The 22,606-nt window shown below is 69.1% G+C and carries 25 protein-coding genes and 1 pseudogene; 2 read left to right on the top strand and 24 right to left on the bottom strand.

The features are described from left to right. Nucleotides 1–199 precede the first annotated feature (199 nt). The 7 genes from rlmN to rpsB all read right to left on the bottom strand — a co-directional run bounded on the left by rlmN (nt 200) and on the right by rpsB (nt 6,852). Nucleotides 200–1,312 carry a dual-specificity RNA methyltransferase RlmN gene (gene rlmN, locus LK06_RS24525; protein ID WP_039656442.1) on the bottom strand — a complete coding sequence of 371 codons (1,113 nt, stop codon included), beginning with the start codon at nt 1,310–1,312 and terminating at the stop codon, nt 200–202. Nucleotides 1,313–1,507: 195 nt separating this feature from the next. Next, nucleotides 1,508–1,954 carry an SRPBCC family protein gene (locus LK06_RS24520; protein WP_043407735.1) on the bottom strand — a complete coding sequence of 149 codons (447 nt, stop codon included), beginning with the start codon at nt 1,952–1,954 and terminating at the stop codon, nt 1,508–1,510. A gap of 197 nt (nt 1,955–2,151) precedes the next feature. Continuing rightward, the gene (locus tag LK06_RS24515; RefSeq protein WP_071659251.1) at nt 2,152–3,285 is read right to left on the bottom strand and encodes a phosphatidate cytidylyltransferase; all 1,134 of its coding nucleotides are present in this window, start codon (nt 3,283–3,285) and stop codon (nt 2,152–2,154) included. Beyond that, complete coding sequence (frr, locus tag LK06_RS24510) at nt 3,285–3,842, bottom strand: ribosome recycling factor (RefSeq protein ID WP_039656445.1); 558 nt, start codon at nt 3,840–3,842, stop codon at nt 3,285–3,287. Before frr ends, LK06_RS24515 begins: the two co-directional genes overlap by 1 nt. Nucleotides 3,843–3,971: 129 nt before the next feature. Next, nucleotides 3,972–4,730, bottom strand: a complete 759-nt coding sequence (gene pyrH / locus LK06_RS24505) for a UMP kinase (RefSeq protein ID WP_039656447.1) — start codon at nt 4,728–4,730, stop codon at nt 3,972–3,974. A 204-nt stretch (nt 4,731–4,934) separates the two neighbouring features. After that, the gene (gene tsf / locus LK06_RS24500; protein ID WP_039656448.1) at nt 4,935–5,771 is read right to left on the bottom strand and encodes a translation elongation factor Ts; all 837 of its coding nucleotides are present in this window, start codon (nt 5,769–5,771) and stop codon (nt 4,935–4,937) included. Between the two features lie 160 nt (nt 5,772–5,931). Further along, nucleotides 5,932–6,852: a 30S ribosomal protein S2 gene (gene rpsB, locus LK06_RS24495; protein WP_043435141.1), complete on the bottom strand. Its 921-nt coding sequence runs from the start codon at nt 6,850–6,852 to the stop codon at nt 5,932–5,934. A gap of 286 nt (nt 6,853–7,138) precedes the next feature. On the opposite strand from rpsB, the pseudogene LK06_RS24490 reads away from it, so the two are divergent. Continuing rightward, nucleotides 7,139–7,699 (top strand): annotated as a pseudogene (locus tag LK06_RS24490) (M23 family metallopeptidase); the annotation flags it as partial. Between the two features lie 106 nt (nt 7,700–7,805). Here LK06_RS24490 and LK06_RS24485 read toward each other — a convergent pair. From LK06_RS24485 to LK06_RS24405, 17 genes are all read right to left on the bottom strand, one after another. Next, nucleotides 7,806–8,363 carry a TetR/AcrR family transcriptional regulator gene (locus LK06_RS24485; protein WP_071659250.1) on the bottom strand — a complete coding sequence of 186 codons (558 nt, stop codon included), beginning with the start codon at nt 8,361–8,363 and terminating at the stop codon, nt 7,806–7,808. Nucleotides 8,364–8,456: 93 nt separating this feature from the next. Next, a complete protein-coding gene (whiG, locus tag LK06_RS24480) occupies nt 8,457–9,299 on the bottom strand; it encodes an RNA polymerase sigma factor WhiG (RefSeq protein ID WP_039656453.1) in 843 nt (280 codons plus the stop codon). Nucleotides 9,300–9,620: 321 nt separating this feature from the next. Continuing rightward, nucleotides 9,621–10,796, bottom strand: coding sequence for a DNA-processing protein DprA (gene dprA / locus LK06_RS24475; RefSeq protein WP_039656455.1), 1,176 nt, complete (start codon nt 10,794–10,796; stop codon nt 9,621–9,623). Further along, entirely contained in the window at nt 10,793–12,418 is a 1,626-nt protein-coding gene (locus tag LK06_RS24470; protein WP_039656456.1) for a YifB family Mg chelatase-like AAA ATPase, read from the bottom strand. Before LK06_RS24470 ends, dprA begins: the two co-directional genes overlap by 4 nt. Continuing rightward, nucleotides 12,419–12,784, bottom strand: a complete 366-nt coding sequence (locus LK06_RS24465; RefSeq protein WP_039656458.1) for a YraN family protein — start codon at nt 12,782–12,784, stop codon at nt 12,419–12,421. A gap of 88 nt (nt 12,785–12,872) precedes the next feature. Further along, nucleotides 12,873–13,181, bottom strand: a complete 309-nt coding sequence (locus LK06_RS24460) for a DUF2469 domain-containing protein (protein WP_018544766.1) — start codon at nt 13,179–13,181, stop codon at nt 12,873–12,875. Nucleotides 13,182–13,237: 56 nt separating this feature from the next. Beyond that, complete coding sequence (locus LK06_RS24455) at nt 13,238–13,762, bottom strand: NUDIX hydrolase (RefSeq protein WP_039656461.1); 525 nt, start codon at nt 13,760–13,762, stop codon at nt 13,238–13,240. Beyond that, entirely contained in the window at nt 13,752–14,540 is a 789-nt protein-coding gene (gene lepB, locus LK06_RS24450; RefSeq protein ID WP_039656463.1) for a signal peptidase I, read from the bottom strand. Before lepB (LK06_RS24450) ends, LK06_RS24455 begins: the two co-directional genes overlap by 11 nt. Before the next feature lie 177 nt (nt 14,541–14,717). Continuing rightward, nucleotides 14,718–15,755 carry a signal peptidase I gene (gene lepB, locus LK06_RS24445; RefSeq protein WP_174673931.1) on the bottom strand — a complete coding sequence of 346 codons (1,038 nt, stop codon included), beginning with the start codon at nt 15,753–15,755 and terminating at the stop codon, nt 14,718–14,720. After that, nucleotides 15,643–16,734, bottom strand: a complete 1,092-nt coding sequence (gene lepB, locus LK06_RS24440) for a signal peptidase I (RefSeq protein WP_039656465.1) — start codon at nt 16,732–16,734, stop codon at nt 15,643–15,645. Before lepB (LK06_RS24440) ends, lepB (LK06_RS24445) begins: the two co-directional genes overlap by 113 nt. Continuing rightward, nucleotides 16,727–17,428, bottom strand: a complete 702-nt coding sequence (gene lepB / locus LK06_RS24435) for a signal peptidase I (RefSeq protein ID WP_039656467.1) — start codon at nt 17,426–17,428, stop codon at nt 16,727–16,729. The genes lepB (LK06_RS24440) and lepB (LK06_RS24435) overlap by 8 nt, the downstream gene beginning before the upstream one ends. Nucleotides 17,429–17,473: 45 nt before the next feature. Further along, a complete protein-coding gene (gene rplS, locus LK06_RS24430; RefSeq protein WP_039656468.1) occupies nt 17,474–17,824 on the bottom strand; it encodes a 50S ribosomal protein L19 in 351 nt (116 codons plus the stop codon). A gap of 135 nt (nt 17,825–17,959) precedes the next feature. Beyond that, on the bottom strand, nt 17,960–18,793 hold the full coding sequence (trmD, locus tag LK06_RS24425; protein WP_039656470.1) for a tRNA (guanosine(37)-N1)-methyltransferase TrmD: 834 nt from the start codon (nt 18,791–18,793) through the stop codon (nt 17,960–17,962). Then, nucleotides 18,793–19,353 (bottom strand): ribosome maturation factor RimM, encoded by a 561-nt coding sequence (rimM, locus tag LK06_RS24420; protein ID WP_039656472.1) that lies wholly within the window; start codon nt 19,351–19,353, stop codon nt 18,793–18,795. Before rimM ends, trmD begins: the two co-directional genes overlap by 1 nt. Before the next feature lie 92 nt (nt 19,354–19,445). Then, entirely contained in the window at nt 19,446–19,685 is a 240-nt protein-coding gene (locus LK06_RS24415) for an RNA-binding protein (RefSeq protein WP_039656474.1), read from the bottom strand. Nucleotides 19,686–19,690: 5 nt separating this feature from the next. Then, nucleotides 19,691–20,110 (bottom strand): 30S ribosomal protein S16, encoded by a 420-nt coding sequence (gene rpsP / locus LK06_RS24410; protein ID WP_039656476.1) that lies wholly within the window; start codon nt 20,108–20,110, stop codon nt 19,691–19,693. Between the two features lie 372 nt (nt 20,111–20,482). Further along, a complete protein-coding gene (locus tag LK06_RS24405) occupies nt 20,483–21,085 on the bottom strand; it encodes a hypothetical protein (protein ID WP_039656478.1) in 603 nt (200 codons plus the stop codon). Nucleotides 21,086–21,624: 539 nt separating this feature from the next. On the opposite strand from LK06_RS24405, the gene LK06_RS24400 reads away from it, so the two are divergent. Then, entirely contained in the window at nt 21,625–22,536 is a 912-nt protein-coding gene (locus LK06_RS24400) for an MDR/zinc-dependent alcohol dehydrogenase-like family protein (RefSeq protein ID WP_174673930.1), read from the top strand. Nucleotides 22,537–22,606 lie beyond the last annotated feature (70 nt).

The raw sequence follows: 22,606 nt of genomic DNA, 5'->3' as shown, positions 1-22,606 counted from the left end.
ACCAGGAAGAGACGCGGCCCTGCCCGGGCTCCTCGAAGGAGACCAGGCAGGGCGCAACAGCTTGAGCGAAGACCGAACTTCCTACCCAGAATGACCTGGGCGAGGTTCAGAGGGTCTGCGGCCCGGTTGCCGCACTCTCAGCGCTGTGGCGCTCCCCTGTCGGAATATGAAGATGTGAGAATACGTGGACGGAGTCAGGTTACCGCTCGGTGGCCGCGAGCTGACCACATGCCCCGTCGATCTCCTGACCGCGGGTGTCCCGGATGGTGACGGGCACACCGTGCGCCGCGATGGCCTCGACGAACGCCTTCTCGTCCGCCGGCCTGGAGGCCGTCCACTTGGACCCCGGGGTCGGGTTGAGCGGGATGAGGTTGACGTGCACGGGCTTGCCCCTGAGCAGCCGGCCGAGCCGGTCGCCGCGCCAGGCCTGGTCGTTGATGTCCCGGATCAGGGCGTACTCGATGGACAGCCGGCGTCCGGACTTCGCCGCGTATTCGAAGCCGGCGTCCAGCACCTCGCGCACCTTCCACCGGGTGTTCACGGGCACCAGGGTGTCGCGCAACTCGTCGTCGGGGGCGTGCAGGGAGATCGCCAACCGGCACCTGAAGCCCTCGTCGGCGAACCGGTGGATGGCCGGCACGAGTCCGACGGTCGAGACGGTGATGCCCCGCTGCGAGAGCCCGAGTCCGTCGGGAGCCGGGTCCGTCAGTGCCCGAATCGCCCGCACGACCCGGTTGTAGTTGGCGAGCGGCTCACCCATGCCCATGAAGACGATGTTGGACAGCCGGGCCGGCCCCCCGGGTACCTCGCCGTCGCGCAGGGCACGCATCCCGTCCACGATCTGGTGGACGATCTCGGCGGTGGACAGATTCCGGTCCAGCCCCGCCTGCCCCGTGGCACAGAACGGGCAGTTCATCCCGCATCCCGCCTGCGAGCTGATGCACATGGTCACCCGGTCCGGGTAGCGCATCAGCACGGACTCCACCAGCGTGCCGTCGAACAGCCTCCACAGCGTCTTGCGCGTGGTCCCCTGGTCCGTCGACAGGTGCCGGACGACGGTCATCAGCTCCGGGAACAACGCTTCCCTGAGTTTGCCGCGCGACCCGGCGGGAATGTCGGTCCACTGTTCCGGGTCGTGCGCGTACCGCGCGAAGTACTGCTGCGAGAGCTGTTTGGCGCGGAAGGGCTTCTCACCGATCTCAGCCACCGCGTCCTTGCGCTCGGCGGGCGTGAGGTCGGCGAGGTGCCGCGGCGGCTTCTTGGCTCCGCGCGGGGCGGCGAAGGTGAGTTCTCCGGGGGCTGGGCGTGCCACGGTCGGGTGACTCCTCAGGACGACGGGGCCTCGCACCCCCGCGTCGGCGGGGGCCACGGCACAGCGATGCCGGAGCGGGGAGACCTCACAGGGCAGCCCCGCGAGGGCGGGAACGAATCAGGGGCCCACGGCTGGGCGCCACGGGCCCCTCCAGGGTACCCGCTCCCTGTCAACACCGACTCGCCGTGAACCGGGCTACCCTCCGGTGTGCTCCAGGTGCTCCTTGAGCAGACGCTCGTTGTGCGGCAGTTCCTTGCGGACCTGTGGGCGCACGACCAGGGGCACCAGCACTTTGCCGATGCCGTGGCCCTCGAAGTCCAGGTCCATGGTCACGCGGGTGCGGCCGTCGGCGAGCGGTGTGACCTCGCCGTGGACGAGGCCCCGGACCGGGCCGTCGATACCGCGCATGCCCCAGGTGCGTGGGGGTTCGAACTCGGTGATCCGCATGGTCATCGGCATGTCACGGCGGCCGACGTGCCGAGTGATCCGGAGCCGGGACCCCAGAGCCAGCGGGCCGTCGTCCAGCTGCTCGACCGACACCGCGCTCTGCTGCCATTCCGGCAGACGGTTGGGATCGGTCACGTACGCCCAGACGTCACCGGGCGTCCGGTCGATGTCTATCTCCTCGTGGAAGGCGGACATGGCGCCCTCCTTTCAGCTGTCTCCCGAGGCCCCGGCACGGAGACCGGAGGGCCCTGTGCCCAGAATGGTCCCCCTCGTACGACCGTACGACCATCGCGGCCGTGCACACACGCCCGAGTGCGCCGGAGCCGGGACGGCGACGGGCCCCCGCCCTGTGCACAGGACAGAGGCCCGCAAGCCGTACGGAGCGCGGAAACTCACGCGGAGCCGACGAACCCCACCATCAGCAGCCACACCACGGGAGCCGTGGGCAGCAGCGAGTCCAGCCGGTCCATGATGCCGCCGTGTCCGGGGAGCAAGGTGCCCATGTCCTTGATGCCCAGGTCGCGCTTGATCATGGACTCGCCGAGGTCGCCCAGGGTGGCACTGGCCGCGACCGCGAGGCCCAGCAGCAGTCCCTGCCACCAGGTACCGCCGTCGATCAGGAACTGCATGCACAGTGCGCCTGCGACCATCGCGAACAGCACCGCGCCCAGCAGACCCTCCCGGGTCTTGCCGGGGCTGATGCGCGGGGCGAGCTTGTGTTTGCCGAAGCGCCAGCCGACGGCGTAGGCGCCCGTGTCGCTGACGACCGTCAGGAGCAGGAAGGTCAGGACCCGCCAGGGTCCGTCGTCAGCGGCGAGCAGCAGCGCGACGAAGGTGGCCAGGAAGGGCACGTAGAAGGCTGCGAAGACACCGGCCGTGACGTCCTTGAGGTAATCCTCCGGTGGCTCGGTCATGCGCCAGACCAGGACTGCCAGGGCCGTCAGTGCCATGGCCACCCAGGCGCCCTCGGCGCCGCGCACGTAGCCGGCGACCACCATCGCCGCACCACCCACCGCGAGCGGTACCAGCGGTGCCCTGATGCCCTTGCGTTCCTGCAGTCTGCTGGTCAGCTCCCACAGGCCGACGACGACCGCGACCGCTATCACGCCGACGAATACGGCCTTGACGATGAACAGGGACGCGACGATCACCACACCGAGTCCGACACCGACCCCTATGGCCGCGCTCAGGTCACGACCCGCGCTCTTCTTCTGCGGCGCCGGCGGCGGCTGCGGGGCGTCGGGCATGGGCTCCGGATTCTGGGTCTCAGCCGGGACCGGCCGGTCCTGGAAGGTCTCGTCTCGGAACAGGGGACCACTCAGCAGAGCGGCCCCCCGGTCGTCGTCCTGGTCTCCGCCGTATGCGGGCAGGTCGGACGCGATGGGCATGGGGCGAGTCTGCGGCGCCTCAGGCGCATCGTACGCGGGACCCGCCGGGGCAGCCCCCTGGACAGGCCCACCCACGGTGTGCCCCCAGTACCCGGCCTGCCCGGCCGGTGACGGCGCCCCCCAGGAAGAGTCGCTCATCAGACTTCGAGCAGCTCCGCTTCCTTGTGCTTGAGGAGCTCGTCCACCTGGGCGACGTACTTCGCCGTCAGGTCGTCGAGCTCCTTCTCCGCACGACGCCCCTCGTCCTCACCGACCTCGCCGTCCTTGATCAGCTTGTCGATGGCGTCCTTGGCCTTGCGGCGCACGGAGCGGATGGAGACCTTCGCGTCCTCGCCCTTGCCCTTGGCGACCTTGATGTACTCGCGGCGGCGCTCCTCGGTGAGTTCGGGGAACACCACCCGAATGATGTTGCCGTCGTTGCTGGGGTTGACGCCCAGGTCGGAGTCGCGGATGGCCTGCTCGATATTGCGCAGTGCGCTCTTGTCGAACGGCGTCACGACCGCCATGCGCGGCTCCGGCACGGAGAACGAGGCCAGCTGGTTGATCGGCGTAGGGGCACCGTAGTAGTCGGCCACGATCTTGTTGAACATCGCCGGGTGCGCACGGCCGGTGCGGATCGCGGCGAAGTCCTCCTTGGCGACCACGACGGCCTTCTCCATCTTCTCCTCGGCTTCGAGGAGGGTCTCTTCGATCACCACTTGCTCCTGCGTGTCTTGAGTAAGGCCCGGCTGCAGTTCCTGTGTCGGGCGGCGGCCGGCTGCGTCGCGTCTTCTTCCTGCACGGTTCCCGACCGGCAGGACATTGTCCATCCCCCAGCGGGGGCATCAGCCCTGGCTGGCTTGCTCACCCACCAACGTGCCGATCTTCTCACCCTTGACGGCGCGGGCGATGTTGCCCTCCGCGAGAAGCTCGAAGACGAGGATCGGGAGCTTGTTGTCGCGGCACAGCGTGATGGCCGTGGCGTCGGCGACCTTGAGGTCGCGGGTGATGACCTCGCCATAGCCGAGAGCGTCGAACTTCACGGCGTCCGGGTTGGCCTTGGGGTCGGAGTCGTAGACCCCGTCCACACCGTTCTTGCCCATGAGCAGCGCCTCGGCGTCGATCTCCAGGGCGCGCTGGGCGGCGGTGGTGTCAGTGGAGAAGTACGGCATTCCCATACCGGCGCCGAAGATGACCACACGGCCCTTCTCCAGGTGGCGCACGGCACGCAGCGGGATGTACGGCTCGGCGACCTGGCCCATGGTGATGGCGGTCTGCACCCGGCTGTCGATGCCTTCCTTCTCCAGGAAGTCCTGCAGGGCGAGGCAGTTCATCACCGTGCCGAGCATGCCCATGTAGTCGGAGCGGGCGCGGTCCATGCCCCGCTGCTGGAGTTCGGCACCGCGGAAGAAGTTGCCGCCACCGATGACTACCGCGATCTGGGCCCCGTCACGGACGACGGAGGCGATCTCCCGGGCGATCTTGTGGACCACGTCCGGGTCGACGCCCAGGCCCCCGCCGCCGGAGAATGCCTCTCCGGACAGCTTCAGCAGAAACCGGCCGGGTACTTTGCCGTCGTCGCTCTTCTGGGCCTTGGTGGTCATGGGAGATCCCGCCTCTTTCACGTGTTGCACATACGAAGAAGGCCACTGCCGGTGGGGTCGCTCTTCGCTCCCATACGCGGCAATGGCCTCCTCGTCAGATCTGCTGCCGCCCGTCGCACGCCCGGATGTGGCGGCGTGCGTGGACGACTGCGGTCGACCCTATCGGGATTTCTCCACGGTTCGGGTGTCGATCGCGGTACGGACTCAGATGCCGACCTTGATGCGCGCGAAGCGCTTCAGGGTGACACCGGCCTCGTCCAACACCTTCTGGACCGACTTCTTGTTGTCGAGCGCGTAGGGCTGGCCCAGCAGGGTGGCGTCCTTGAAGAAGCCGTTGAGGCGACCCTCGACGATCTTGGTGATCGCGGCCTCGGGCTTGCCCTCGGCGCGAGTGGTCTCCTCGGCGATGCGACGCTCGGACTCGACGATGTCGGCCGGGACGTCCTCCTTGGCCAGGTACCTCGGCGCGAAGGCGGCGATGTGCTGGGCGATGCCCTTGGCGACCTCGGCGTTCGGCTTGTCGAACTCGACCAGGACACCGATCTGCGGGGGCAGGTCGGGCATGGTGCGGTGCATGTAGGCGGTGACGTAGCCGTCGGCGTACTGGGCGAAGCGGTCCAGGACGATCTTCTCGCCGAGGTTGGCGTTGGCCTCGTCCACGAACGCACGGACAGTCTTGCCGGGCTCGATCTCGGAGGCGAGCAGCGCCTCGATGTCGGCCGGGTTCGTCTTGCCGACGTGCTCGGCGATGGCCTTGGCCACGGCCTGGAACTTGTCGCCCTTGGCGACGAAGTCCGTCTCGCACTTCAGCTCGACGAGGACGCCGGAGGAGTTGTCGTCGGCGATGATGGACACCACGGCGCCGTTCTCGGCGGAGCGGCCCTCGCGCTTGGCAACGCCCTTCTGGCCCTTGATGCGCAGCGCCTCGACAGCCTTGTCGACGTTGCCCTCGGCCTCGTCCAGCGCCTTCTTGCAGTCCATCATGCCGGCGCCGGTGAGCTCACGGAGCTTCTTGACGTCGGCGGCGGTGTAGTTCGCCATGAGTCAGTGAGTCTTTCTCGAAGTCTGGAAGATCTTCAGATCCGCACGGTTCGCGATCCACATGGAGCCACGGAACGCGTACGCGATGCCGACCTGCGGGTGAACAGCGGGGGCGGACTTGATGTCACCGCCCCCGCTGTCAAACGCTGACGGACCGGCGTCAGGCCTTCTCGCCCTCGGCAGGCTTCTCGGCCTCGGCAGCCTTCTCGCCCTCGGCGGCCTTCTCAGCCTCGGCAGGCTTCTCGGCCTCGGTAGGCTTCTCGGCCTCGGCGGCCTTCTCGGCCTCGGCAGCCGGAGCCTCGTCCTTCTTCTCACCCTCGAGCAGGTCGCGCTCCCACTCGGCGAGCGGCTCGCCCGCGGCCTTCTCACCCTTCTCGCCGGTGGCGACACCGGAACGGGCGATGAGGCCCTCGGCGACAGCGTCGGCGATCACACGGGTGAGCAGGGTGACGGAGCGGATCGCGTCGTCGTTGCCCGGGATCTTGTAGTCGACCTCGTCGGGGTCGCAGTTGGTGTCGAGGATCGCGACGACCGGAATGTTCAGCTTCCGGGCCTCACCGACCGCGATGTGCTCCTTCTTGGTGTCCACGATCCAGACGGCGCTGGGCACCTTCTGCATCTCGCGGATACCACCGAGGGTCTTCTCCAGCTTGGCCTTCTCGCGGGAGAGGACCAGGAGCTCCTTCTTGGTCAGACCGGAGGACGCGACGTCCTCGAAGTCGATCTGCTCCAGCTCCTTCAGGCGCTGCAGACGCTTGTAGACGGTCGAGAAGTTGGTGAGCATGCCGCCCAGCCAGCGCTGGTTGACGTAGGGCATGCCGACGCGGGTGGCCTGCTCGGCGATGGCCTCCTGCGCCTGCTTCTTCGTGCCGACGAACATGACCGTACCGCCGTGGGCGACGGTCTCCTTGACGAACTCGTAGGCGCGGTCGATGTACGACAGCGACTGGAGCAGGTCGATGATGTAGATGCCGTTGCGCTCGGTGAAGATGAAGCGCTTCATCTTCGGGTTCCAGCGACGGGTCTGGTGACCGAAGTGGACGCCGCTCTCCAGCAGCTCCCGCATCGTGACGACGGCCATAGCCGTATCTCCTTGAATTCCTCGGTTGTGCCGCGTCCACCGGACGGCGGACGCGCCTGACGCCCACTGCGCGCCGTGCCGCGAAGGACCGAGAGGCGCTTGGTACGAACCGTTTCCGGGTGCCGTACCGGGGCGTGCGAAGTCGACCCGGTGACCCGGATCGCCAGAAGAAGTGTACGGGACCGGCAGGGCACCAGGTGACGCCACTGTCCACAACCGGGCAGGCATCCACAGGGTCCGCCCGTGATCGGCCGGGTCACGGGACGGTGTTCGCATGCGACAAGCGATGCGTTATATCTCGTTATGGGCGATCTTCCTGCTGGGACCGGCGGTGGCCGCGCTCACCCCTCTGGCTTGGGCGGCTCCCCGCCCCCCAGCACCGCCGGCACGCGCACAGGCCTCGGTCCCGGCGATCGGCCGCACCTGGCCGGTGGGGTTTCGCCCGCCGATCCTGCGGGGCTGGGAGCCGCCGGCCACGGTGTACGGCCCCGGCCACCGGGGGGTGGACCTGGGAGCACCGACCGGAGCCCCGGTACGCGCGGTGGCACCGGGCCGGGTGCTGTTCGCGGGGCGCGTGGCGGGGAGGGGTGTCGTATCCCTGAAGCTTGCGGGAACCGCCTTGCGGACCACGTACGAGCCGGTGCGCCCGTCGGTGCGGAAGGGGGACGAGGTGACAGCGGGGGAGGTGGTGGGCCTGGTGGAGCCGACGGGCTCGCACTGCGGGACAGCCACCTGCGTGCACTGGGGGCTACTGAAGCACGAAACCTACCTGGACCCGCTGTCCCTGCTGCCGCCCTGGTTACTCCGCAAAGGACCGTCGCGGCTGCTGCCGGTACGGGGAGTGCCGCGAGCGGACGTACCGCGGGAGGCTACGCCTCAGCAGGGGGTACCCAGGGACGGTACGGATCCGGCCCCCGCAACAGCCCGACCAGAAAACGGAGCCGGAACCGGGATCACCCCTTGATCCCCCACAGGGCCATGCCCACCGCAGTGTCCGTGACCACCGCGGGATCCTCAGCCGCACCGAGCTCGATCCGCCGCACCGCCGCGTCCACCACCCCCTGCAACAGCATGGCCGCCAGCTGGGGCTGTGCATGCCCCAGCTCCCCCAGCGCCTCGACGATCATTGCGACCAGCCCTCCGTGGGCCGCCCTGATCTTCTCCCGCGCCCCCGCGTCCAGCTCGCTCGCGGAGATCGCGACGACCGCCCGATGCCGCCGGTCCCCCACCAGCGCCAGCTGCCGCCGGACGTACGCCTCGACCTTGCCTTCGGGAGAGTCGGCGTGCTCCATGGCAGATGCCACTTCCGCCGCCCACAGCGGGAAGTCTGCCTCGCACAGTTCTTCGACCACGGCCGCACGGGATCGGAAGTACTCGTACACGGACGACCGTGCCAGCCCCGTCCGCTCGGCGAGCGCAGGAAAGGTCAGCGCTTCCGTCCCACCTTCGGACAGCAGTGACCGAGCCGCGTCCAGTAGGGCGGCTCGTTGCATAGACCGGTGCTCGGCCACGGAGGCCGCTCGAATCCTTGGCACGTCAACCACTTTACGGACGAGCGCCCGCGCAGGGGAGCCGACTCGACGACCGGCCTGCAGCACGGGCCCTCAGCGCCCGAAACTTGCCAGCTTGGCCCGCAGCTGCAGCACCGACTTGGTGTGGATCTGACTGACCCTGCTCTCGGTGACGCCGAGCACATTGCCGATCTCAGCGAGAGTGAGCCCCTCGTAGTAGTACAGAGTGACGACCGTCTTCTCCCGCTCGGGCAGCGTGTTGATCGCCCGTGCGAGGAACCGCCGCAGCTCCCGGTCCTCGGCCACCTCGACCGGGTTGTCCGCCGCGGTGTCCTCCAGGGTGTCCATGAGACTGAGCCGATCCCCACCCTCTCCGCCGACGTGTAGCAACTCCTCCAGAGCGACCACATTGGCCAACGACAACTGGCTGAACACTGCGTGCAGTTCGTCGACCTCCATGCCCAATTCCACGGCAACCTCACCCTCGGACGGGGTGCGGTGCAGCCGGGCCTCCAGAGTGGCGTAGGCGCGCTCGACGTTCCGTGCCTTCTGCCGGACCGAGCGGGGGATCCAGTCCAGTGCCCGCAGCTCGTCGATCATCGCGCCGCGGATCCGGGTGATGGCATACGTCTCGAACTTGATCTCCCGTCCGATGTCGAACTTCTCGATCGCGTCGATCAACCCGAACACCCCGGACGAAACGAAGTCCGCCTGTTCCACATTGGAGGGCAGGCCGACGCTCACCCGCCCCGCGACGTATTTCACGAGCGGCGAGTAGTGCAGGATCAGCTGCTCCCGCAGCCGGTCGTCCCCCGTCGCCTTGTACGACCGCCACAGTTCGTCGAGCGTCGAGGGAGCGGGCGGCCGCACGCTGCCACCGTCGCGGGCGGCTGGGGGGAGCGCCGCCCGGTCGGACCCGGAGGTGTGCTGGGGCATTCGTCGCCTTGTGCCGTTCTGCCGTGAAGTGCCGTGAAGTGCTGCGAAGTGGGGGTGAGTGGGGATCGTGCGGTGAAGTGGGCTGGCTGGGTGAGCTGTCGGTCTGATGGTGAGTTGACGTGGTCTGCGTCGCCACCTTCGTGAGCGTAGCGTGACTGAGGTGTCGCGGTGTGCGAACAGCGAGGCTCCACCCGTGCGCGGGGCCCGGCGGACGACCGGGGGCGCACGCTCCACGGGTCGCTCTGTGTGACCAGTCGCAGCGCCAACTCCGGGAAACCTCAAGGGCGTCGGGCGTTCCCCCGGACGGCCGAACACGCTCGGTCAGCATGGATCACGAGTGCTCCGGACCGAGGTCATCGCCTGGCGTGTCAACTTCCAGTCATCGCCGTGTCGTTCGACGTATCCAAGTGCTCGGAGTTCGTACAGTCTCGCGATCGCCTCGTCCCGGCTGGTCACTGCGCCGAGCGCGATCTCCCTGACGGGGCCGGCGCGATTGCCGGGCAGGGCGGCAAGGACCGCCTGGGCCGCCGGTTCCAGCAAGTCGCGCGGGAGAACAGGACCCCGCCGGACCGGGGCCAGCTCTCCCATACCGCCCACGAGTTCGATGACTTCCGCCGCGTCGGTTACCAGGACCGCCTCCCCGCGCAGCAGTTCGTGCACGCCGGCGGAGCAACCGCTGGTGACCGGTCCGGGCACTCCCATGGTGAACCGTCCGAGACGCTGCGCAGCCCGCACGGTGGCGAGCGAGCCGCTGCGGCAAGCCGCCTCCACGACGACCGTGCCCCTGGTCAGCGCGGCGATTACCCGGTTGCGGAGGATGAACCGGCTCGGTGTTGGGTGGTCCCCCGGCGGCAACTCGCCCACGATAAGTCCCTGTTCCGCGATCCGGTCGATGAGCGCGGCGTTGCCGGGCGGGTAGACACGGTCGACACCGCAGGCCAGGACCGCGACGGTGGCTCCATGAGCGGCGAGGGCGCCTCGGTGCGCGGCACCATCGATGCCGTAGGCGCCGCCGGACACCACCACCCACCCGTGTTCGGCGAGCCCGGCGGAGAGAGTGGCCGCGACATGGGCGCCGTAGTCGGTGCAGGCCCGCGCACCCACTACGGCGACGGACCGCAGTGCCCACATCCGCAGATCGGGCCGCCCACGCACCCAGAGCCCAATGGGCCTGGCGTCCTTGAGATCGTCGAGCTGGCTGGGCCACTCGGGGTCCCCTGGGTTCACGAACCGCGCCCCGACGGCGTGCGCCAACGCCAGGTCCCGCTCCGGCTCGGCGCGCCGAGCCCGCGCGACGAGCCCGGCCCACCGTGCCCCGCTCGCCCCCGGCAACGGCTCGCCGCCCGCGAGTAGCCGCCGCACCACCTCCCGCACACCGAACTCCCGTACCCACCGCCCGCCGGTCTCGTCACCGGGCTCGATGACCCGGCAGAGGACGACCCTGCCGAGCGGTCCGCCGACGGAGCCGGAGCCCTCGGACGTGTCAGCGGCCGTCATGTCAGTGCCCCGATGGCCATGGGCACCCCTCGGGGGATGCCGGTGCGCAGCTGAAGCGCCAGGGCGACGTCGGTCGCGTCCGGCCGGTCGTGCCCCACAAGGTCGGCGACCGTCCATGCGACGCGTAGCACCCGGTCGATCCCGCGGGCCGTGAGCACGCCCCGCTCCAGGCTGCGCTCGGCTTCGTCCAGTGCGCCGGTGACCGCGTGGTAGCGGCCGCGCAGTTCCCGGCCGGGTACTTCGCTGTTGGTACGCCACGGGGTTCCGGCGAGTCGGACCGCGGCCCGCGCCCGAGCCCGCCGCACCCGGTCTGCCACGGTCGCGGTGGACTCGCCCCGGGCACCGGGTTCGGTGAGCTGGGCCCGGGTGACCGGATCGACCTCGACACGCAGGTCCACCCGGTCCAGCAACGGGCCGGAGAGCCGCGCCTGGTACCGGCGGATCGCCGACGGCGGGCATTCACACGGGGAGTCGCGCATCGAAAATCGCCCGCACGGACAAGGATTGGCCGCGAGCACCATCAGGAAGCGCGCCGGGAATCGGACCACTCCCGCGCTGCGTGCGATCACGACGTGTCCCGATTCCAGGGGCTGGCGCAGGGCATCGAGGCTCCGGCTCCGGAACTCGGGTGCCTCGTCCAGGAACAGCACGCCCCGATGGGCGAGGGACACCGCACCCGGACGTGCGACGCCGGGGCCGCCACCGACCAGTGACTGCATGGTGGCTGAGTGGTGTGGGGCGCAGTACGGAGCGACGTCGATGAGCGGTTTGCCGGGCGGCAGCAGACCGGCCACCGAGTGCACCGCCGTGACCTCCAGTGACTCCTCTCTGGTGAGCGGGGGAAGGACGGCGGGCAGACGTTCGGCGAGCATGGTCTTGCCCGCGCCGGGCGGCCCCTCCAGGAACAGGTGGTGCCCGCCGGCGGCGGCCACCTCCACGGCGGTGCGGGCAGAAGTCTGGCCCACGACGTCCGCCAGGTCGTGCTCATGGTCGTGTTGTGCCTCGCCGACGTGGTGCACGCCGGTCGAAGCACCCGTGCCCGGCATGCGCAGACCGGCCAGGAGGGGGTCCACGCGGCCCTGTCCGACCGGTTCCTCCTCCGGGACGGGCTCGTCGGCCAGCACCGCGACCAACTGCCTCAGGCTGCGGACCCCGAGCACGGAGACGCCTGGGACCAGCGAGGCCTCGGCGGCAGCGCACTCAGGTACGACCACCTGCTCGTAGCCTGCCTCAGCGGCGGCCAGCACCGCGGGCAGGATGCCCCGCACCGGCCGCACCCGGCCGTCCAGACCGAGCTCCCCGATCATGACGATGTCGGCGAGGACCCGGGGATCGATCCGCGCTGCGGCGCCGAGCACCGCACAAGCGACGGCCAGATCGAAGCCCGAGCCGGCCTTGGGCACCGACGCTGGGCTGAGTCCGACGGTGAGCTTCTTCTGCGGCCACTCGCCGCCCGAGTTGACCACCGCGGCCCGGACCCGGTCGCGGCTCTCGGACAGGCTCTTGTCGGGCAGGCCGACCAGGGTGAAGGCCGCGACCCCGGGTTCGAGGTCGGCCTGGACCTCGACGGCCACCCCCTCGACGCCGACCAGCGCCACCGAACAGGTGCGGGCGAATCCCATTCAGGCCACCCCCCGCACATGCTCGACGGACGGTGCGCCCCGGCGGGGCAGAAGGACGCCGAGCAGGTCGATGCGGACGCCTCCCGCTGGGGCTCCGCCGTGACCGTGAACCCATAACTCGGCGAGATGGCGCAGCCTGGCGACCTTCCCCGAGGTGACCGCGGCCATGGGGTGCTCGTAGGAACTGCTTCTGCGGGTCTTCACCTCGCACACGACCAGGACGTCGCCGTCCCTCGCCACGATGTCGATCTCGCCGGTCCTGCCGCAGCGCCAGTTGCGCTCCAGGACCGTCATGCCGGCCCGGGCCAGCCATCGCGCGGCCAGGTCCTCGCCGTACTTGCCGAGTGCACTGCGTGCCCTGCTCATGTCGGCACCACCTCCGGTGCCAACGGTCACGCATCACGTCCCCAATTGTTGATCTTGGTGGACTGCTCAGCGGTTGTGGAAAACTCCGTCACCCGCTGGGGAGCTCCAAGTCGCTCTTATTCAGCTCCTCGATATTCACGTCCTTGAACGTGAGGACCCTCACCTGCTTCACGAAGCGGGCCGGTCGATACATGTCCCAGACCCAGGCGTCGGCCATGGTCACCTCGAAGAACACTTCACCCTGGACCGAGTGGACCTGCATCTCGTAGTCGTTGGTGAGGTAGAAGCGCCGTTCCGTCTCGATCACGTATTTGAACAGACCGACGACGTCTCGGTACTCCCGGTAGAGCTTCAGCTCCATCTCGGTCTCGTACTTTTCGAGGTCCTCGGCGCTCATGGCATGTTCCCCTTCAGCCGTGCGATCCCACCATTGTGCGCCAGTCGCGGGGGCCCTCAGACGATTTCCGTGTTGAGAGTGACGGGACTGGCCGGGGGACCTTCGTCGAGCAGCGTACGCAGCAGCTCGGCGAGTCTGGTCGGATACACCGTCTCATGTGCCCGGGACAGTTCCTGGCACGTCCACCAGCGCGCTCCGGCGACGCTGCGCCGCTCCAACTCAGTCAACCCGGTCGCCGCAACCGCCGTCCGGGTCGTACGGGCCAGGTAGTACCACTCATCCTGGTCCCAACGGAGGCCGGCGAACGGAAAGGAACACCGGCGCCGCCACAGCACGGGACCAAGGTCGACGCCGGTGATCCCGGTCTCCTCGAAGAGCTCCCGCAGCGCGGCCTGCGCGCGCGTCTCGACACCCTCCACACCACCGCCAGGTGTGAACCACCAGGTGTCGGACGGATCATCCGGCTCGTGGCCCCGCAGAAGGAGGATGCGGTCCGCAGGGTCGAGCAGCACCACCCGTGCCACCCTGCGCGGACCACCCTCGGACGGCTCCCCGCCGGCCGGGGTGCTCTCAGCGGGCACCGGTCGGCTCCGGGCGGGTGGTACGGCCTCGGGCGCGGTCCAACAGCTTGACGATCGGGCCGTAGGCTGCACCGGCGAGGATCAGGACGGTACCGGCGGCGATCAGCAGTTCGATCGTGCGCAGCGGGCCGGGCCGGGAGAGGGCGCCCAGGGCCTCGAAGCCGACCGGACGCTTGACCATGCCCTTCCAGGGCCACACGACGGCGTCCACCCGGGCGGACACGGCGTCGCGGGAGACCGTGCCCTTGGCCGCGTCGGTCAGGTGGGCCGTGGAGTCCAAGGAGCCCTGGCGTTCGTCCCCAAGGAGGAAGAGCCGTCCCTTGGGGACGGTCACCGTCGGGAAGTTCGTGATCTCGGCCAGACTGCCCTTGGGCAGGTACGTCTCGTCGATCTGCTTGCCGTTGACGGTCAGTTTGCCGTCGGTGCAGCAGGAGACAGTGTCGCCGCCGACGGCGACGACCCGCTTGACCACCTTGGCGTTGCTGACCCACCTCTTGTCCTCGAAGACGACCACGTCACCGCGCCGCACCTGGCCACCGTCGACGCGCTGGGCGAGCACGCGGTCCCCGGCATCGATGGTCGGGGTCATGGAGCTGGTGGGCACGGTGTACGGCCGGTAGACCACCGCTGCCCAGGCGAATCCGCCGAGGAACAGGCCCAGGCCGAGGGCCACGGCCAGCCCGGACAGCCGCTGTCCGATCCGGCTTCCGCCGGCCTGGGCCCCGCTGCTTGTGCCGCCGCTGCGCGGGGCCGTACGCGTCGTGCTCTCGCCACCCATGGACCCGCACCCTACCTGCCGGTACCGGACCGGGGCAGCCCCTCTTTCACGCCCCGGTCGCGGTCTCCACGAAGAGTCCTTCGGGAACGCAGCTGCGGAATCGGGCCGTGGAAGAAGGCTCCCGGAAACGGAGCCGTAACGGCCGACCGCTGGAGCCGACCCGTGGAACCGACCGGCTCACCGATTCCCGGAGGTCTTCTTCTGCTCCACCGTGGTGCGCAGCCGATCCGCCCTCCTACGCCGCCAGACCACCACCGGCAGCACCGCCGCGACGGCCACGCCCTCCGGGGCCACCGTCAGGGACGCCCCTGCGGAGGACTGCTGGTCGAGGCCGGGCTGGTCGAAAGTGTCGGGGATCGGCAGGGTGCCCCAGCGGTTGATAGGCCAGGCCCTGACGATGGCACGACCGACGACCTTGTTCACAGGCACCATGCCGTGGTTCTTGTCGGACTGGTTGTAGCGGGAGTCCCGGGAGTTCTGGCGGTGGTCGCCCATCACCCAGATGTAGCCCTTGGGAATCTTCACCTTGAACTGGCCGCCCACGTCGTCCACGCTGCACGGTGTGTTGCCCGGGTAGACGTACGGCTCGTTCAGTGCCTTGCCATTGACCTTCAGCGGGCCGCTGTTCAAGCACTCGACCGTGTCACCGCCGACGCCGATGACACGCTTGATCAGGTCCTTCTCATTGGCCGACGGCATCAGGCCGATCCAGCTGAGGACCTTCTGCAAGGGATTGGGGTTCGGCGTGGGCTCGCCCGCGAGCCAGTTGTCCGGGTCATGGAAGACGACGATCTCGCCGCGCTCGGGCTCGGAGCCGAACCACGGGGTGAGCTTGTCGACCAAGACGCGGTCACCCACCTGCAGGGTGTTCTCCATCGAGGCGGAGGGGATGGAGAACGCCTGGACCAGGAAGGTCTTGATCAGTAGCGCGAGGACCAGCGCGATGCCGATCAGGATCGGCAGTTCCTTCCAGAAGGAGCGCTGCGGCTTCTTCTGCTTGCCGCCCTCTGGCTCCTCCGCATCCTCTGCGCCCTTCGAGTCGGCTCCCCCGGCCCGGGGTCGCTGCTCGTCCGCTGGCGTGCCCTCGCCACCGGCCGCCTCGTCATTCCCGGAGGTCATGGCGCCGTCCGGTCGAGGGACGTCCGCTTCCACGGGGTTCCCACGGTGCTCTTCGTCGTCGAATCCCGACCGTGCGCCTACCGCCACGTCCCCCACGCCAACTCCTTACTCTGTGCCGCCGCCTGCAACGCACCCGGCGCAGGCCCACCACTCCCATAACGAGCGGGAGTTCCGCAGGGGTCGGGAGCTGGGTCATTCCGTTCGGATCCGCGGAGCCAACCCTATGCGACAGGTGGGGGCCCGCAGTCGCCCCCGACACGGAGTGCGCAACGCTTGCGAAGGTTTTAGGTTCCTCCAGACGCGTCCAGTGACCGATCGGCCAGCCGATGACCATGGCCCGACCGACCACCGAGTCCTCGGAGACGGTGCCGCCGTAGGGCGTGTTCTGGTGGACGCGGGAGTCCGCGGAGTCGTCACGGTGGTCACCCATCACCCACAGTCGCCCCTTGGGGACGGTGATGTCGAACGGCATGGCGGAGGGTGCGTTCCCCGGATAGAGGTAGTCACCTTCGGTGAGCGGTACGCCGTTGACGGTGACACGGCCCTGTGCGTCGCAGCACTTGACGTGATCACCGCCAACCCCGATGACCCGTTTGATCAGGTCCTTCTCATTGTCGGAGGGCAGCAAGCCGATGAAGGCGAGGCCTTCTTTGAGCTGCTTGATCACGACCGGGTCGTTCTTCTTCGTGGTCTCCTCGTCCCCCAACCAGCCGCCTGGATCGTGGAACACCACGACGTCCCCGCGCTGCGGGGTGGAGCCGAACCAAGGGGTGAACTTGTCCACCAGCACGCGGTCGCCGATCCGGATCGTCTGCTCCATCGACCCGGAGGGGATCACGAACGCCTGGACCAGGAAGGTCTTGAGGACCAGCGCGATGAGGACGGCGACGCCGATCAGAAGAGGAATCTCCCGAACGGCTGAACGCCTGCGCTTGCGCTTGACCCTGCGCTGCAGTTTGCGCCGTTCCGCACGCGTGCGGCCGCCGCCGGGCGTGGAGGTGCGGCGGACTCCGGTCGGCAGCAGGTCGTCGGCGGGGGTGTCGGGCGCCCCGCGTGGCTTTCCGCGGTTACCCATGGGCGTCCTCCGTCGCAGCAGCGGGCACCCGCGCGTAGGCGGACGGCCGTGTCAGGTGTGTCCACCGGTCGTACGGCCATACGATCCAGTCGGCCCGGCCGATGACGTCCCCGACAGGGATCATGCCGCCTCCCGGTGAGCCCAGGTGGTCGCGGGAGTCGCTGGAGTCGCCGCGGTGATCACCGAGGACGAACAGGCGGCCCGGGGGCACGACGATGTCGAAGGGCACTTCGGAAGCGCTGTCCCCGGGATAGAGGAACGCCGTCTCGTCGACCTGCCGGCCGTTCACCTCGATCCTCCCCTCCCTGTCACAGCAGACCACGTGATCTCCCCCCACGCCGACGACGCGCTTGACATAGTCCGCGTCCCCGAAATACCCGGTGCCGTCGAACACGATCACGTCGCCGCGCCGCGGGTGGGCACCGAAACGGTACGCCAACTTGTTTACGAGAACGCGGTCGCCGATCCTCAAACCCTGTTCCATGGATCCGCTCGGAATCTGGAACGGTTGCACCACGAAAGAGTTGAGGAGCAGCAAAAAGACCAGGCAGACGAAGAGGGTGAGGGTGATCCGGCCGCCCGGCAGCCAGTCGGCGAACCGCGCCACCAACGCAGAACGCGACCGCCCCTCCCTGCCCGGGGACTCCGGGCGGGAGGAGCGGTCGCGTTCCGTCGGCTGTGCTTCGGTGTCCATCGGGGCCAGATGCTATACGGCCCCGCTGTGACGCCGGGGAAGCGCTCAGCTCTCGCGCTTCTCCTTGATCTTCGCGGCCTTGCCGCGCAGCTCACGGAGGTAGTACAGCTTGGCGCGACGCACGTCACCGCGGGTGACGAGCTCGATCTTCTCGACGATCGGGGTGTGCACCGGGAAGGTGCGCTCGACGCCGACGGAGAACGAGACCTTGCGGACCGTGAAGGTCTCGCGGACACCGGAGCCCTGGCGACGGATCACAACGCCCTTGAACTGCTGCACACGGGAGCGGTTGCCCTCGATGACGCGGACGTGGACGTTGACGGTGTCGCCCGGACGGAAGGCCGGGATGTCGCTGCGCAGCGACGCGACGTCGACGGAGTCGAGCAGGTGAGACATTTCGTCTGCTTTCTTCGTTGATGCCACAGGTCATCAACGGAAACTAGGTGTACAGGAGGTATGCCGTACGCATCGGAGCGCGCGTCGTGTCCCCCTGTGGCAGGGGCGCACGCCGGCTGGACGCACAGCAGCGGCCTATTCTTCCACGCCCTCGGCGCGGCGCCAAAATCGGCCGTACCGCTCCCCACTGGGATCCGGTTCCCAGCCCAGGATGGACAGCATCTCGCGGTCCTTCTTGTCGAAGGCCTTGGGGTCGCACCGCTCGATGAGATCCGGCCGGTTGGCCGTCGTGCGCCGGAAGGCCTCGTCGCGGCGCCAGCGGGCGATCTTGCCGTGGTGGCCGCTGAGCAGCACGTCCGGGATGCCCCGGCCACGCCAGAGAGGCGGCTTGGTGTAGACCGGACCTTCCAGGAGGTTGGCCATGGCGCCGGGTGCGAAGGAGTCGTCACGGTGCGATTCGGCGTTGCCTAGAACGCCGGGCAGTAGCCGGGCCACGGCCTCCGTGACGACGAGCACGGCCGCCTCGCCGCCGGCCAGCACGTAGTCCCCGATGGAGACCTCGTAGACGGGCATGCGGGTCGCGTACTCGTCCATGACGCGCCGGTCGATACCCTCGTAGCGGGCCGGCGTGAAGATCAGCCAGGGACGCTCGGAGAGCTCAACGGCCAGTTCCTGGGTGAAGGGCCGACCGCTGGGCGTGGGCACGATCAGGGCGGGCGCGTGCGCGCCGGTCTCGTAACCGTCGGCGAGGGCCGTGTCCAGGGCGTCACCCCAGGGCCCGGTCTTCATGACCATGCCTGGACCACCGCCGTACGGCGTGTCATCGACGGTGTTGTGCCGGTCGTAGGTCCAGTCCCGCAGGTCGTGCACGTGCACGTTCAGCTGCCCGCGCGCGCGGGCCTTGCCCACCAAGGAGACGTCCAGCGGGTTCAGGTACTCGGGGAAGATCGTGATGACGTCGAGACGCATTACGACGCGTCCTTCGAGTCCGCCGCGCCCCGGGAGGACGCGATCTCCGCCTGGTCATCGATCAGGCCCGGTGGAGGCGCGATGACCGCCCGCTGCTCCTCCAGGTCGATCTCGGTGACGATCTCTTCCACGAAGGGGATCATCACTTCACTGCCGTCCGGGCGCTCCACGATGAACAGGTCTTGGGAGGGCAGGTGCGAGACCTCGGTGATGCGACCGACCTCCGCACCGTCCTCGGTGACCACGTCGAGGTCGATGAGCTGGTGGTCGTAGTACTCGTCCTCGCCCTCGGGGAGCTCCTCGGGGTCCACCTCCGCGATCAGCAGGGTGTTGCGCAGGGCCTCGGCGGCGTTGCGGTCATCGACACCCTCGAAACGCAGCAGGAGGCGACCGCTGTGGACGCGGCCGGTGGCAATGGTGAGCGGCCCGGTGGAGGCCGGGTCGGTGGCCAGAACGGCGCCGGGGGCGAGCCGCAGCTCCGGCTCGTCGGTGCGTACCTCCACGGTGACCTCGCCCTTGATGCCGTGGGCGCGGCCGATCCGTGCGACTACCAGCTGCACGTGTCCAAGTCTCCTGTCATCTCCTGTCATACGACTACGGGCCGGGGACGGCCCAGTGGCCCTCCCCGGCCCGAGCCGGTTGCGATGAAGCGTCAGCGGACGTGGTCCACGTCGACCAGGTCAACGCGGACACCGCGGCCACCGATGGCGCCCACGACGGTACGCAGGGCGCGTGCGGTGCGGCCGTTGCGGCCGATCACCTTACCGAGGTCGTCGGGGTGGACCCGGACCTCAAGCACACTCCCGCGGCGCAGGTTGCGCGAGGCGACCTGCACATCGTCAGGGTTGTCGACGATGCCCTTCACGAGGTGCTCAAGCGCCTCTTCGAGCATGCTGCTCAGGCCCCGGTCGACTCGGACTCAGCCGCGGCCTCGTCCTTCTTCTCAGCCTTCTTCTTCTGGGTGATCGCCTCACCCTTGCCCTCGCTGTCACCGCCGAGAGCCTCGAACGACGGACGGGCCGACTTCGGCTCGGCAACGAGCAGCGGCGCGGGGGCCGGCTCGCCCTTGTACTTCTGCCAGTCGCCGGTCTTCTTCAGGATGGCGAGGACGGGCTCGGTCGGCTGGGCGCCAACGGAGAGCCAGTACGCCACGCGCTCGGCGTCCACCTCGATGACCGACGGGTTGTAGGTCGGGTGGTACTTGCCGATCTCCTCGATGGCCCGGCCGTCACGGCGGGTACGGGAGTCGGCGACGACGATGCGGTAGTGAGGCGAACGGATCTTGCCCAGACGCTTCAGCTTGATCTTGACTGCCACGGGAGTGGATTCTCCTGGATTTGACGTGGTTGGGCACGGCGCGTCGCCGCGTGGGGTTGCGGTACCCGAGTGCCCGATGGACGCGTCAGCCGGAGGAGAGAGGGGTCCTGTACGGCTGTCGAGTACAGCTAGCCATTGTGCCATACCCCGCGGAGGGCTTCCGGTCGAGGGTGGGTGAGCTGTGCACGGGCACACCTGAGCGGCACCCGGCGTGACGCTGAGCGCACGCCGGGTGCGCCGCCCGGTGCTGTGAAGTTGCCCGCCGCGCCCGCCGCCCGTGCCGCCCAGGGCCCAGGCCCTGGAGAGCACCAGGGGAGGCGCGGCCGCCCGTCGGTTGCGAACCGGCTGCGGCTGCCACGAGCAGCCGCAGTGTCAGCTCGCCGCCGCCCCCACTACCTCGGGGATCCGGAACGGCTTGCCGCAGCCGCCGCAGACGATCGGGGCCTGGGCCAGGACCGACGGGACCACCCGGACGTTGCGACCACAGTCACAGACCGCCTTGACCCGGACACCTCCACCGGAGGAGCCGTGCCGGGCGGCCGGACCGCGGAAGGTACGGGAGGTGTCCGCTGAGGTGGCCGCCGTGTGCGCCTTCAGCGCACGCTGCAGCCTCTCGATGGTCGGGCGGTAGCGCCGCTTCGCCTCGGCGTTGAGCGTGACCAGCGAGAAGCCGCTGCTGGGATGCGGTTCCTCCGGATGGTCCAGGCCCAGCTCCTCGGCGATCGCGAGGAATCTGCGGTTGTGGTAGCGGCCGGCCCGGGAGGTGTCGCGGATTCCGCGGGCAGCGGCGATGCCGTGGACTGCCTCATGGAGCAGTCGCTCGAAGGAGAGTTCGTGACCGCATGCGGACGACGACTCCCCGATCAGGGACTCTGGTGCGGCAAGGTCAGGCAACTCGGGGTGGTACCGCTGAATGTCGGCCCACGCCTGCGCCAGCTCTGCGGCGAGAACAGGTGGTGTCTGTGTCGTGCTCACGTAATGACAACGAGCGGGGGTGCCGCTGTGTTCCTATTCCGGGGCATCCCAAATAATTTGCACGTACCCGTCAGTTGGCACTGATGCGTCCTGACGAGGGCGGGTGCGTTGATCTGCGGATAAGCCACGCAGCTCCTACCAAGCCGGTGCGTAATTGGCGCTACGACACCGCCGAAGGGCCTTGGCACGGCTGTGGCCGGCGAGCGCGCAAGAGGTGTTTCGGCCGCTCTCGGCACGGGGCCTCACCATGCTCAGCGTCCGTGACGGTCGTGACGTTACCGCGTGCTGCGGCGCCCCCCGGCACCGGCCCGTCCACCCGGAGCGGACACCGTACGGCCCCCCAGATTGCCGGGATGTGAAATCTCGCCACCCGGGCGATCGTCCCCCAAGCCGGGCCACACGACCCCTGGACGGCGCCGCGAGCCGGGAGTTACCTGGCTTACGTGGGAAGTGCGCACGCACGGCAAGTGCGCGCACGCACGGCACGGGGGCCACACAACCGGGCACGGCGGACTGTCGTCGGATTGGGGCGCTTACCTATGACACCTACGCTCGTGCGCCAGCACCGGCCACACGCGGACTCGGCACCCCGCATGGACCTGTGCGCACGCGCGCGTGACTGGTCGGAGATCCAGGAGCGGATGCTCGTCCCGCTCTACGAGGCCGTCTACGAACGGCTCGAAGTGGGCCCCACCACCCGGCTGCTGGGCCTGCGCTGCGGTTCCGGGCTCGCCCTGCTGATGGCGGCCGTCAGAGGGGCCGCGGTCACCGGTGTCGACTCCTCCCCGGAGCGGCTCGCCCTCGCGCGCGAACGGCTGTTGCCGGACACACCGCACGGCAGCGGCGTCAGAGACGACGGGCATGGCAGGGGAGGCACGGGCGGCAGGTACACCACGCGCACGCACACGGCCGTGGAACTCATCGCGGGCTCACCCGCGGACGCAGCCGGCACCAAGACGGACGCCTACACGCTGGTGACCGTCTTCGAGCCGGTCGGCTGCATCCCGGGCGACGCCGAGGGACTCGGTGAACTGCTGGTAGAGGCGCTGCCGCTGGCGGGTCACGGAGCCGCCGTGGTGCTGGCCGGCTGGGGCCCCCCAGAACGCTGCGCCACGTCTTCGGTGTTGCGGGTGGCCACCGAACTGGTCGATCCCCTGGGCAGCGCGCACAGTTGGCGGCCCGCCCACCGGGACGACCTGGAGGAGGCCGCCGAACGGGTCGGGCTCCGGCCGGACGGCTCGGGCCGGGTCGTCTGCCCGTTCGGGTACGCCGATCTGGGCAGCGCCGTACGCGGACTGCTGTCAACGGGCCTGTTCGACGCGGCGATCGAAGCGACCGACGCCAAGCAGGTCGACAAGGAGTTGACCGAGGCCTTGCATCCGCACCGGCGCCCGGACGGGACCGTGTGGATGCCGAACGTCTTCCGTTACCTCATAGCCCGGGTGCCCTGAGCCCCCAGCACCTGCTTGGTGGTTCCTCTCTTCAGCGCCTTCTCCGCGGCGGCCTCGGTCCCCGGGCCCC

It is taken from the genome of Streptomyces pluripotens (assembly GCF_000802245.2).
GTDB classification, from domain to species: domain Bacteria; phylum Actinomycetota; class Actinomycetes; order Streptomycetales; family Streptomycetaceae; genus Streptomyces; species Streptomyces pluripotens.
The sequence above is the reverse complement of the archived record's forward strand: the minus strand, read 5'-3'. Positions and strand labels throughout refer to the sequence as shown.

Bases quoted from the DNA above. Each gene is read 5' to 3' on its own strand.
- LK06_RS24520 (WP_043407735.1), bottom strand. From the start codon at position 1,954: ATGTCCGCCTTCCACGAGGAGATAGACATCGACCGGACGCCCGGTGAC.
- LK06_RS24515 (WP_071659251.1), bottom strand. From the start codon at position 3,285: ATGAGCGACTCTTCCTGGGGGGCGCCGTCACCGGCCGGGCAGGCCGGG.
- pyrH (WP_039656447.1), bottom strand. From the start codon at position 4,730: ATGACCACCAAGGCCCAGAAGAGCGACGACGGCAAAGTACCCGGCCGG.
- tsf (WP_039656448.1), bottom strand. From the start codon at position 5,771: ATGGCGAACTACACCGCCGCCGACGTCAAGAAGCTCCGTGAGCTCACC.
- rpsB (WP_043435141.1), bottom strand. From the start codon at position 6,852: ATGGCCGTCGTCACGATGCGGGAGCTGCTGGAGAGCGGCGTCCACTTC.
- whiG (WP_039656453.1), bottom strand. From the start codon at position 9,299: ATGCCCCAGCACACCTCCGGGTCCGACCGGGCGGCGCTCCCCCCAGCC.
- dprA (WP_039656455.1), bottom strand. From the start codon at position 10,796: ATGACGGCCGCTGACACGTCCGAGGGCTCCGGCTCCGTCGGCGGACCG.
- LK06_RS24470 (WP_039656456.1), bottom strand. From the start codon at position 12,418: ATGGGATTCGCCCGCACCTGTTCGGTGGCGCTGGTCGGCGTCGAGGGG.
- LK06_RS24465 (WP_039656458.1), bottom strand. From the start codon at position 12,784: ATGAGCAGGGCACGCAGTGCACTCGGCAAGTACGGCGAGGACCTGGCC.
- LK06_RS24460 (WP_018544766.1), bottom strand. From the start codon at position 13,181: ATGAGCGCCGAGGACCTCGAAAAGTACGAGACCGAGATGGAGCTGAAG.
- lepB (WP_039656463.1), bottom strand. From the start codon at position 14,540: ATGGGTGGCGAGAGCACGACGCGTACGGCCCCGCGCAGCGGCGGCACA.
- lepB (WP_039656465.1), bottom strand. From the start codon at position 16,734: ATGGGTAACCGCGGAAAGCCACGCGGGGCGCCCGACACCCCCGCCGAC.
- lepB (WP_039656467.1), bottom strand. From the start codon at position 17,428: ATGGACACCGAAGCACAGCCGACGGAACGCGACCGCTCCTCCCGCCCG.
- rplS (WP_039656468.1), bottom strand. From the start codon at position 17,824: ATGTCTCACCTGCTCGACTCCGTCGACGTCGCGTCGCTGCGCAGCGAC.
- trmD (WP_039656470.1), bottom strand. From the start codon at position 18,793: ATGCGTCTCGACGTCATCACGATCTTCCCCGAGTACCTGAACCCGCTG.
- LK06_RS24415 (WP_039656474.1), bottom strand. From the start codon at position 19,685: ATGCTCGAAGAGGCGCTTGAGCACCTCGTGAAGGGCATCGTCGACAAC.
- LK06_RS24400 (WP_174673930.1), top strand. From the start codon at position 21,625: ATGACACCTACGCTCGTGCGCCAGCACCGGCCACACGCGGACTCGGCA.